Source organism: Pseudomonas sp. o96-267 (assembly GCF_003935465.1).
Classification (GTDB): Bacteria; Pseudomonadota; Gammaproteobacteria; order Pseudomonadales; family Pseudomonadaceae; genus Aquipseudomonas; species Aquipseudomonas sediminis.
The window spans coordinates 32,319-42,389 of sequence record NZ_RHQP01000019.1; the positions used below are offsets into that span (position 1 = coordinate 32,319).

9 protein-coding genes are annotated in these 10,071 nt (G+C 64.8%); 4 read left to right on the top strand and 5 right to left on the bottom strand.

Features of this window, described 5'->3' with window-relative positions; genetic code table 11:
- Positions 1 to 15: 15 nt before the first annotated feature.
- Together EGJ86_RS14335 and EGJ86_RS14340 are read left to right on the top strand one after the other, a co-directional pair.
- Positions 16 to 1,422, top strand: coding sequence for a DUF2868 domain-containing protein (locus EGJ86_RS14335; RefSeq protein WP_177432847.1), 1,407 nt, complete (start codon positions 16 to 18; stop codon positions 1,420 to 1,422).
- Complete coding sequence (locus EGJ86_RS14340) at positions 1,415 to 2,797, top strand: GTPase/DUF3482 domain-containing protein (RefSeq protein ID WP_125835557.1); 1,383 nt, start codon at positions 1,415 to 1,417, stop codon at positions 2,795 to 2,797. Before EGJ86_RS14335 ends, EGJ86_RS14340 begins: the two co-directional genes overlap by 8 nt.
- 27 nt (positions 2,798 to 2,824) lie before the next feature.
- On the opposite strand, the gene EGJ86_RS14345 is transcribed toward EGJ86_RS14340, so the two are convergent.
- The 3 genes from EGJ86_RS14345 to EGJ86_RS14355 are packed head-to-tail and all read right to left on the bottom strand — an operon-like array spanning position 2,825 to position 5,212.
- Positions 2,825 to 3,619: a thymidylate synthase gene (locus EGJ86_RS14345; RefSeq protein ID WP_106733351.1), complete on the bottom strand. Its 795-nt coding sequence runs from the start codon at positions 3,617 to 3,619 to the stop codon at positions 2,825 to 2,827.
- Entirely contained in the window at positions 3,619 to 4,419 is an 801-nt protein-coding gene (gene lgt / locus EGJ86_RS14350; RefSeq protein ID WP_099525990.1) for a prolipoprotein diacylglyceryl transferase, read from the bottom strand. The genes EGJ86_RS14345 and lgt overlap by 1 nt, the downstream gene beginning before the upstream one ends.
- Positions 4,420 to 4,429: 10 nt before the next feature.
- The gene (locus EGJ86_RS14355) at positions 4,430 to 5,212 is read right to left on the bottom strand and encodes a sulfite exporter TauE/SafE family protein (RefSeq protein ID WP_125835558.1); all 783 of its coding nucleotides are present in this window, start codon (positions 5,210 to 5,212) and stop codon (positions 4,430 to 4,432) included.
- Between the two features lie 395 nt (positions 5,213 to 5,607).
- On the opposite strand from EGJ86_RS14355, the gene EGJ86_RS14360 reads away from it, so the two are divergent.
- Positions 5,608 to 6,351 carry an NRDE family protein gene (locus EGJ86_RS14360; RefSeq protein ID WP_125835559.1) on the top strand — a complete coding sequence of 248 codons (744 nt, stop codon included), beginning with the start codon at positions 5,608 to 5,610 and terminating at the stop codon, positions 6,349 to 6,351.
- A gap of 22 nt (positions 6,352 to 6,373) precedes the next feature.
- Here the strand turns inward: EGJ86_RS14360 and ptsP are convergent, their stop codons facing one another.
- Together ptsP and EGJ86_RS14370 are read right to left on the bottom strand one after the other, a co-directional pair.
- Positions 6,374 to 8,653 carry a phosphoenolpyruvate--protein phosphotransferase gene (gene ptsP / locus EGJ86_RS14365; RefSeq protein WP_125835560.1) on the bottom strand — a complete coding sequence of 760 codons (2,280 nt, stop codon included), beginning with the start codon at positions 8,651 to 8,653 and terminating at the stop codon, positions 6,374 to 6,376.
- A gap of 18 nt (positions 8,654 to 8,671) precedes the next feature.
- Complete coding sequence (locus EGJ86_RS14370; protein ID WP_125835561.1) at positions 8,672 to 9,151, bottom strand: RNA pyrophosphohydrolase; 480 nt, start codon at positions 9,149 to 9,151, stop codon at positions 8,672 to 8,674.
- A gap of 144 nt (positions 9,152 to 9,295) precedes the next feature.
- On the opposite strand from EGJ86_RS14370, the gene EGJ86_RS14375 reads away from it, so the two are divergent.
- The gene (locus tag EGJ86_RS14375; protein WP_125835562.1) at positions 9,296 to 9,949 is read left to right on the top strand and encodes an HAD family phosphatase; all 654 of its coding nucleotides are present in this window, start codon (positions 9,296 to 9,298) and stop codon (positions 9,947 to 9,949) included.
- The last annotated feature ends 122 nt before the right edge of the window (positions 9,950 to 10,071 follow it).

The window sequence follows — 10,071 nt, forward strand, 5'->3', positions numbered from 1 at the left end:
CAACCCCTGATCCGAATGACGAGACGCCGCGTGACAGACGCCTCCTCCCCTACCCCCTTCCAACGCCTCTGGCTCAGCGAAACCATTCGCCTGCGCGAGGACCATGCCGGCCCGCTCGAAGACAGCGAGGCCAATCGCCTGGCCCGTGCCGAACAGGTTGAACTGGCCGAGCGCATCCAGCATCGCGCCCTGCACCTGGCCCGCCGTGATGGTCAGTGGCAGGCGCTGTTGCACTGGTTGCAGGGCGCACGCCTGGCCGGTGTGCTGCTGGCACTGCTGGCCCTGCTCAGCGGCTTCGGCCTGGCCTTCGCGGCACTGGGTGACGGGCGCCAACCGGTCAATGTGTTCTGGGCACTGGGCAGTCTGCTTGGGCTCAACCTGCTGATGCTGCTCGGCTGGCTGCTGGGCCTGCTGCTGACCCGTGACAACCCCGGCGCGCTGGGTCGCCTGTGGCTGTGGCTCAGCGAAAAACTGGCGCGTGATGCCAGCGCTACGCAACTGGCCCCGGCTCTGCTGCTGATGCTGCAACGCCAGCGTCTGACCCGCTGGGGACTGGGCCTAATGATCAACGGTCTGTGGGCGCTGGCCATGCTCGCGGCGCTGACCACCCTGCTATTGCTACTCGCTACGCGCCGCTACGGCTTCGTCTGGGAAACCACCATTCTTGGTGGCGACACCTTCATCGCCCTGACCCAGGCCATCGGCGCCCTGCCCGCGCTGCTCGGCTTCAGCTTGCCAGACATCGACGTCATTCGCGCCAGCGGCGCTGCCGCTATCGCCAGCGAAGCAGCCCGGCAGAGCGGGGCCGGCTGGCTGGTCGGCGTGGTGTTGGTCTACGGTCTGCTGCCACGCCTGCTGCTGATGCTGCTGTGCCTATGGCGCTGGCAGTCCGGCAAAGGCGCGCTGCGCCTGGATCTCGACCTGCCCGGCTATGGCCTGCTGCGCCAACGCCTGCAACCGGACAGCGAACGCCTGGGCATCTGCGACCTGGCGCCCGCCGCCCTGCACCAACCGCAAGGCGGCGCCAGCGCGCAACCTGGCAGCGGCGCGCTGCTGCTCGGCATCGAACTGGACGAGCGCCGCCCCTGGCCGCCTGCGTCGCTGCCCAAGGGTGTGGCCGATGCCGGGGTGATCGACAGCCGCGAACAGCGCCGTCAGTTACTCGAACAGCTGACCCGCTTCCCGCCCGAACGCCTGGCCATCGCCTGCGACCCGCGCCGCTCACCGGATCGTGGCACCTTGGCGCTGATCGGCGAACTGGCGCGCTCGGCCTCGGCCACGCGCATCTGGCTGCTGCCGCCGACACCCGGTGAGAGCCTGGACAGTGCGCGCCTGACGGACTGGCATCAGGCGATCGCCAGCCTGGAGCTGCAGCATGGCGATACGGCGCCGCTGAACTGGCTGGAGAGCGGACATGACTGAGCCACTGAAACTGGCCCTGGTCGGCCACACCAACGTCGGCAAAACCTCGCTGTTGCGCACCCTGACCCGCGACGTCGACTTCGGCGAAGTCTCGCCCCGCGCCAGCACCACCCGCCATGTCGAAGGTGCGCGCCTGTCGGTGGATGGCCAGGCGCTGCTGGAGCTGTACGACACCCCCGGCCTGGAAGACGCCATCGCCCTGCTCGACTACCTGGAGCGTCTCGACCGCCCCGGCGAGCGGCTGGACGGCCCGGCACGTCTGGCGCGTTTTCTCGAAGGCAGCGAAGCACGCCAGCGCTACGAACAGGAAGCCAAGGTACTGCGCCAGTTGCAGGCCTCCGATGCCGGTCTCTACGTGATCGACGTGCGCGAGCCGGTACTGGCCAAGTACCGCGACGAGCTGGCAGTACTCACCATGTGCGGCCGACCGCTGCTGCCGGTACTCAACTTCGTCGCCAGCGCCAGCCACCGCGAAGCGGAGTGGCGCGAAGCCCTGGCCCGCCTCGGCCTGCATGCCCTGGTGGCGTTCGACAGCGTGGCACCACCTGCAGACGGCGAACGACGTCTGTACGAAAGCCTGGCCCTGCTACTGGAGCGTTCGCGCCCGCAGCTGCAACGACTGATCGAGGATCACGAAGCCCAGCGCCAGGCCCGGCGCCAGGCCGGCAACCGTCTGATCGCCGAGCTGCTGATCGACTGCGCCGCCTGCCGCCGCAGCGTCGCCGCCCAACCCGTGCTGGAACAGGGCGCCATCAGCGAGCTGCGCACGGCCATTCGCCAGCGCGAGCAGCGTTGCGTCGAGGCCCTGCTACGCCTGTACGCCTTCCGCAGCAGTGACGCCAAAGCGGCTGACCTGCCGCTGCTCGACGGCCGCTGGGGCGACGACCTGTTCAACCCGGAAACACTGAAGCAGCTCGGCATCAAGGTCGGTGGCGGCATGGCAGCCGGCGCCGCCACGGGCGTCGGCGTAGATCTGCTGGTCGGCGGTCTCACCATGGGCGCAGCTGCCGCATTGGGCGCAGTGATCGGCGGCAGCGCGCAGACCCTGCGTAACTACGGGGAGCGCTTGAAGGGAAAACTCAGGGGCCAGCGCGAACTGACCGTCGACGACGCCGTGCTGCGCCTGCTCGCCCTGCGTCAGCAGCAACTGCTGGCCGCACTGGACGTGCGCGGACACGCCGCGATGGATGCCATCAGCCTCAACGCCCCGCAGGAAACCCTGTGGCGCCAGGGCAAGCTGCCCGCACCACTGAACGTGGCACGCGCTCACCCGCAATGGTCGTCACTGAATCCAGGCGCACGCCTGGAAGAGGCCGAACGCGCCGAACAGGTAGAGCGCCTGCGCAGCGACCTTTCCATGCAACCGGTGGGCTGACGCGGAAAACGCCCAGCCCCCGCTTCCCTATACCGCCACCGGCGCCTTGATATGCGGGTGCGCTTCGTAACCCACCAGTTCGAAGTCCTCGAATTTGAAGGCCAGCAGGTCCTTCACCTCGGGGTTGAGCTTCATGGTCGGCAGCGGCAGCGGCTCACGAGTGAGCTGCAGATCGGTTTGTTCGATGTGGTTGGCGTACAGATGACAGTCGCCGCCAGTCCAAATGAACTCGCCCGGCTGCAGGCCGCAGACCTGCGCCACCATCAGCGTCAGCAGCGCGTAGCTGGCGATGTTGAAGGGCACGCCGAGGAAGATGTCGGCCGAGCGCTGATAGAGCTGACAGCTGAGCTTGCCGTCGGCGACGTAGAACTGGAACAGCGCGTGGCACGGTGGCAGCGCCATCTGCTCGACCAGCGCGGGGTTCCAGGCCGAGACGATCAGGCGACGCGAGTCCGGGTTCTTCTTGATCATCTCGATCAGCTTGGCGATCTGATCGATGGACTCGCCGTTGGGCGCCGGCCAGCTGCGCCACTGGTAACCGTAGACGGGGCCAAGGTTGCCATTCTCGTCGGCCCACTCGTCCCAGATGCTGACGCCGTTGTCTTTGAGGTACTTGATGTTGGTGTCACCCTGCAGGAACCACAGCAGCTCGTGGATGATCGAGCGCAGGTGGCACTTCTTGGTGGTAACGATGGGGAAGCCGTCGGCCAGGTCGAAGCGCATCTGGTAGCCGAACACGCTATAGGTGCCGGTGCCGGTGCGGTCCTCCTTGAAGGTGCCGTGCTCACGCACATGGCGCATCAGGTCGAGGTACTGTTTCATCAGACGGCTCCTTGAACGGGCTGGCGCTTGTAGGCATAGGCGATCAGGCCGATACCGCCAAGGATCATCGGCAGGCAGAGAATCTGCCCCATGGTCAGCCAGCCCCAGGCCAGGTAGCCCAGCTGGGCATCGGGCACGCGGACGAACTCGACGATGAAGCGGAACACGCCGTAGCAGGCAGCGAACATGCCGGAAACGGCCATGGTCGGCCGCGGTTTGCGCGAATAGAACCAGAGGATGGTGAACAGCGCCACGCCTTCCAGGGCGAATTGATACAGCTGCGACGGATGACGCGCCAACTGCTGCGGGTCGGTAGGGAAGATCATCGCCCAAGGCACGTCGCTGGCCTTGCCCCACAACTCGGCGTTGATGAAGTTACCGATGCGCCCGGCACCCAGACCGATCGGCACCAGCGGTGCGATAAAGTCCATAAGCTCGAAGAAGCTCTTGCCATTGCGCTTGCCGAACCACCAGGTCGCCAGCATCACCCCGATCAGGCCGCCATGGAAGGACATACCACCTTCCCAGACTCGGAGGATTTTCGCCGGTTCGGCGATATAGGCGGCAAAATCATAGAAAAATACGTAGCCCAGACGCCCACCGAGAATCACCCCCATGGCCACCCAGAACACCAGGTCGGACAGCTTGTCCTTGGTCCAGGTCGCATCGAAACGCTCCAGCCGGCGCGATGCCAGTAGCCAGGCACCACCGATGCCGACCAGATACATCAGGCCGTACCAATGGATTTTCAGGGGACCGAGGGCGATGGCCACCGGGTCGATCTGCGGATAAGGCAGCATCCAGGACTCCTTAGATGAAAAAACTCAGGCCCACACTGAACAGCAGCAGGGCGAACAGACGCTTGAGCAACAGTGGCGACAGGCGATGGGCCAGGCGCGCACCAAAACGGGCGAAGAACATGCTGGTCACGGCAATACCCAGCAACGCCGGAAGGTAGACGAAACCGACGCTCCATGGCGGCAGATGCGCATTCCCCCAGCCGGTGAACATGAAACTCAGCGCTCCGGCAATAGCGATCGGCAATCCACAGGCGGCCGAGGTCGCCACCGCCTGCTGGATCGGCACGCTGCGCCAGACCAGATAGGGCACTGTCAGCGAACCACCACCGATTCCGAAAATTGCCGAGGCCCAGCCGATTACCCCGCCAGCCACGGTCAATGTGGGCTTGCCTGGGACACCACGGCTGGCCTTGGGTTTCAGATCCAGCGCCATCTGCACCGCCACGACGATGGCGAAGGTACCGATGATCTTCTGCAACCAAGGCCCCTGGATCAGCGCTGCGGTCAGTGCACCCAGCGCTGCACCCAGCAGGATACCCAGCGTCAGCCAGCGAAACAGCGGCCAGCGTACCGCTCCCTTGCGGTGATGCTCGAGCAGCGAGTTGATCGAGGTGAAGACGATGGTCGCCAGAGACGTGCCCACGGCCATGTGCGTGAGGATTTCCGGCGCCATGCCCTGAGCGGTAAAACTCAGCACCAGCACCGGCACGATGATCAGACCGCCGCCCACGCCAAAAAGACCGGCCAGCACACCTGCAGCCGAGCCCAGTACCAGGTAGAGCAGCAGCTCCATCGACACCCCCAAAAACAAAGCGGCATGGTAGCGGAAATGCCCTAGGGTCTGTTGCCATTTCGACGCGAGCCGCGTTGCTGCGCCAAATTGCGCCAGGTTAGGCGTGGGATGCAGGTAATGGTCGTTCCCTTGCCAAATCCCACAACGACACATGGCGCAATTTGCCGCGCAACCCGAAGGGGCGGGCCAATTTTTGCGTGGTGCGTCGTTGCTCGACGGCTCATTTGGGCGACCAAACTTCGCGTCTCGCGCCTAGCTCCACGCAAAAATTGGCTCCGTCGCGGCCGTGCGCGAAACGGCAACAGACCCTAACAACGGCACACGGGTCGACGGAACGGTTGCCGCCCCTGGCTGAGCTCGCTAGCCTGCCAGACTCCGCCACCGGAGGAATCCGCATGTGCCTGATCGTCTTTGCCTGGCAGCCCGAAAACCAGACGGTGCTGCGCCTTGCAGCCAATCGCGACGAATTCTACGAGCGCCCCAGCGCCGCACTGGGTGAATGGCAGGACTCCCCTGGCGTATTCGCTGGCCGCGACCTGCAGGCCGGCGGCACCTGGCTCGGCGTTACCGCGCAAGGTCGCTTCGCGGCGCTGACCAACATCCGCGACCCCAGGCAGAAAGCCGGGCCGCGCTCACGTGGCGCGCTGACGGCTGACTACCTGCTGGGCCAGGAGTCGGCACCGGCCTATCTCGACAGAATCATGCGTGACTCGGCAGCCCATGCCGGGTTCAACCTGCTGGTTGGCGACCGCCACCAGCTCTGGCACTTCAACTCTGCGGAAGGCCGGCCCCGGCAACTGCAGAGCGGCATTTATGGCCTGTCCAACGCTACCCTCGACACGCCCTGGCCGAAGCTGCTGCGTGCCAAGAATGCCTTGAGCGATCAAGTCGAGAGCGGGGATGAAGCGCTACTGGGGTTGCTGAGCGACAGTAGCCAGCCGGACGATCAGCTGCTGCCGGATACGGGCGTGGGATTGGCGACGGAGCGGCTGCTGTCGAGCGTCTTCATCGCCAGCGCCGCCTATGGCACCCGCGCCAGCACGGTGCTGAGCCTGGAGCGCAATGGCGGCTGGAGCATCATCGAGCGCAGCTTCGGCCCGCATGGCGCCGTGCTGGGCGAGGTCGCCTTTAGCAGGTAGTCAGCTCGCTTCCACAGGCGAATCAGGCCTGGATATTGGACGCCGGATTGATCACCCGACCCAGGCCCAGGTTACGCAGCGCCAGGTGCAGGGTGCTGTAGATCAGGTGCGGGTTGTCCATGGTCATCACCTGGCCGAGCAGCTCCTTGGCCTTGCTCTGGGTCACCTGGCGCAGCAGCCATTTCACCTTGGGCAGGTTGGTGGCGTTCATCGACAGCGAATCGAAGCCCATCGCCAGCAGCAACACGGCCGCAGCCGGATCACCCGCCATCTCGCCGCAGATGCTCACCGGCTTGCCTTCGAGGTGTGCGTCGTTGACCACCTTCTGCAACGCCTGCAGCACCGCCGGATGGAGGAAGTCGTAGAGATCGGCCACACGCGGGTTGTTGCGGTCTACGGCCAGCAGATATTGGGTCAGGTCGTTGGAGCCGACCGAGAGGAAGTCCACCTGGCGCGCCAGTTCGCGGGTCTGATAAACGGCTGCTGGGATCTCGATCATCACGCCGATAGGCGGCAGCGGCACATCGGTGCCCTCGTCACGTACCTCGCCCCAGGCACGGTGAATCAGGTGCAGCGCCTCTTCCAGCTCCTGCGTACCGGAAATCATCGGCAGCAGGATGCGCAGATTATTCAGCCCCTCACTGGCTTTGAGCATGGCGCGAGTCTGCACCAGGAAGATTTCCGGGTGATCGAGGGTCACGCGGATGCCGCGCCAGCCAAGGAAGGGGTTCTCTTCCTTGATCGGGAAGTAGGACAGCGACTTGTCGCCACCGATATCCAGAGTGCGCATGGTCACCGGCAGCGGATGGAAGGCCTGCAACTGCTCACGATAGGTGGCGAGTTGTTCCTTCTCGCTGGGGAAGCGCTCATTGATCATGAACGGCACTTCGGTACGGTACAGGCCGACGCCCTCGGCGCCGCGCTGCTGGGCGCGCGCCACATCGGCGAGCAGACCGGTGTTGACCCACAGCGGCATGCGATGGCCGTCGAGCGTTTCACACGGCAACGCACGCAGGGCATCGAGCCCTTCGGTGAGCTGGCGCTCCTCCTCGACAACCTCGGCGTACTGCTTGCTCAGTAGCTCGCTGGGGTTGGTGAAGACCTCGCCATGGTAGCCATCGACGATCAGCTTGATCCCGTCAATCTTCGAGTACGGCAGATCGACCACGCCCATCACCGTGGGAATACCCATGGCGCGGGCGAAAATCGCCACGTGAGAGTTGCCCGAACCGGTCACCGAGATCAGACCGACCAGCTTGCCTTCCGGCACTTCGCCGAGCATCGCCGGCGACAACTCCTCGCTGACCAGGATGGTGTTATCCGGGTAGACCAGCGTGGTTTTGCGTTCTTCCTGCAGGTAAGCAAGCAGGCGCCGACCGAGGTCGCGTACATCGCTGGCGCGCTCACGCAGGTAGGCATCGTCCATCAGTTCGAAGCGATTGACGTGGTCGAGCACCACCTGGCGCAAGGCGCCCTGCGCCCACTGGCCGGTACGGATGACCTTGCGCACCTCGTTACCCAGCGCAGCATCCTCGAGCATCATCAGGTAGACGTCGAACAGCGCGCGCTCTTCCTTGCGCAGCTGAGTGGCGAGTTTCTCGGACAGCTCCTGCATGTCCTCGCGTACCCAGCCGAGCGCCTTGTCGAACAGCTCCAGCTCCGCCGTGATGTCATCGACGCTGCGGTCTGGAACTACATTGAGATCGGCCGGGGGCAGCACCACGACAGCGGTACCCACCGCTGCCCCCGCCGCGCCCGGCACGCCGACGAACTTGGCCTCCTGCACGCCCTTGCCCTGGCGACCCAAGCCGCGGATCGAGCCAGTCGCCTCGGCATGGGCGATAACGCCAGCGAGCTGCGCACTCATGGTGACCAGGAAGGCTTCCTCGCCCTCGTCGAACTGGCGACGCTCCTTCTGCTGTACAACCAGAACGCCCATCACCCGGCGATGGTGGATGATGGGCGCGCCGAGGAAGGAGGCGTAGCGCTCCTCGCCAGTCTCGGCGAAATAGCGGTAACGGGGATGGCTGGCGGCGTCTTCGAGGTTCAGCGGCTCTTCGCGGCTACCGACCAGGCCGACCAGGCCCTCGCTGGGGGCCATGCTGACCTTGCCGATGGAGCGCTTGTTGAGGCCGTTGGTGGCCATCAATACGAAACGGTTGGTTTCCGCATCGAGCAGGTAGACCGAGCAGACCTGGCTGCCCATCGCTTCCTTGACCCGCTGCACAATGATCGACAGCGCCGCCTTGAGATCCTTGGCGGCGTTTACTTCCTGGACGATCTTGCGCAGCGTATTGAGCATGCTCGATTGGGGTCCGTATCAGTCGCGCACTATCAGGCGCGGGGCGAGTTCCTTGAGCGCGCGGCGGTAGACCTCGCGTTTGAATGTGACCACCTGACCCAACGGGTACCAGTAACTGACCCAGCGCCAACCATCGAATTCGGGCTTGCCGGTCAGGTCCATGCGTACGCGCTCTTCAGCTCCAGTCAGACGCAGCAGAAACCACTTCTGCTTCTGTCCGATACACAGCGGCTGGCTGTGCGTGCGCACCAGACGCTGCGGCAAACGATAACGCAACCAGCCTCGGGTGCAGGCGAGGATATTCACATCCTGCTCTTCGAGCCCGACCTCTTCATTCAGTTCACGGTAAAGCGCCTCTTCCGGCGATTCACGATCATTAATGCCGCCCTGGGGAAACTGCCACGCATCCTGGTTGATACGCCTGGCCCAGAGCACCTGGCCGAAATCATTGGTCAGGATGATGCCGACATTCGGGCGGAAACCATCAGAATCGATCACGGCAAGCAACCTCGTACACGCAAGTTCCGGCATTGTTCCACAAAGCCGGCGACAGCAGCAACGCGGGTTTAGGTGCAGTTTGAAAGCCCCGGCAAAGCGGCTATTCTGGCGCGCCTCCCCTTTCCACAGAACAGGTAACGAACCGTGCGCTTGGCCCTTTTCGATCTCGACAACACCCTGCTGGCTGGCGACAGCGACCACAGTTGGGGCGAATTCGTCTGCCAGCGCGGCCTGGTCGACGCAGCCGAGTACCTCGCGCGCAACGATGCCTTCTATGCCGATTACTGTGCCGGCAAACTGGACGTGGTGGCCTATCAGAATTTCAGCCAGGCCATTCTCGGCCGCCACGACATGGCGCAACTCGCGCAGTGGCACCGCGAGTTCATGGCCGAGGTGATCGAGCCGATCATTCTTGCCAAGGGCGAGGCACTGCTGGCCGAGCACCGCGCCGCAGGTGACAAGCTGGTGATCATCACCGCCACCAACCGTTTCGTCACCGCGCCCATCGCCGAACGCCTGGGCGTGGAGACGCTGATCGCTACCGAATGCGGCATGCAGGACGGCCGCTATACCGGGCAGATCACCGGTACGCCGTGCTACCAGGGCGGTAAGGTGACGCGGCTGAACGAGTGGCTGGCAGAGACGGGGTACAACCTCGACGGGGCCTACTTCTATAGCGACTCACGCAATGACCTGCCGCTGCTCGAAGCAGTCGCCAACCCCGTGGCAGTCGACCCGGACGACGTGCTGCGCGCCACCGCCGTCGAGCGCGGCTGGCCGGTGATCTCGCTGCGCTGAGCGCCACCGCCGAACGTAGGGTGCGCCGTGCGCACCGCCCCCCCCCAGCAAAACCCGCCCGGGGCGCAGCGCCCCCCAACCCGCCGCCGGCAACAGGCCCCAACCCGCAGGCCCCCCGGGCC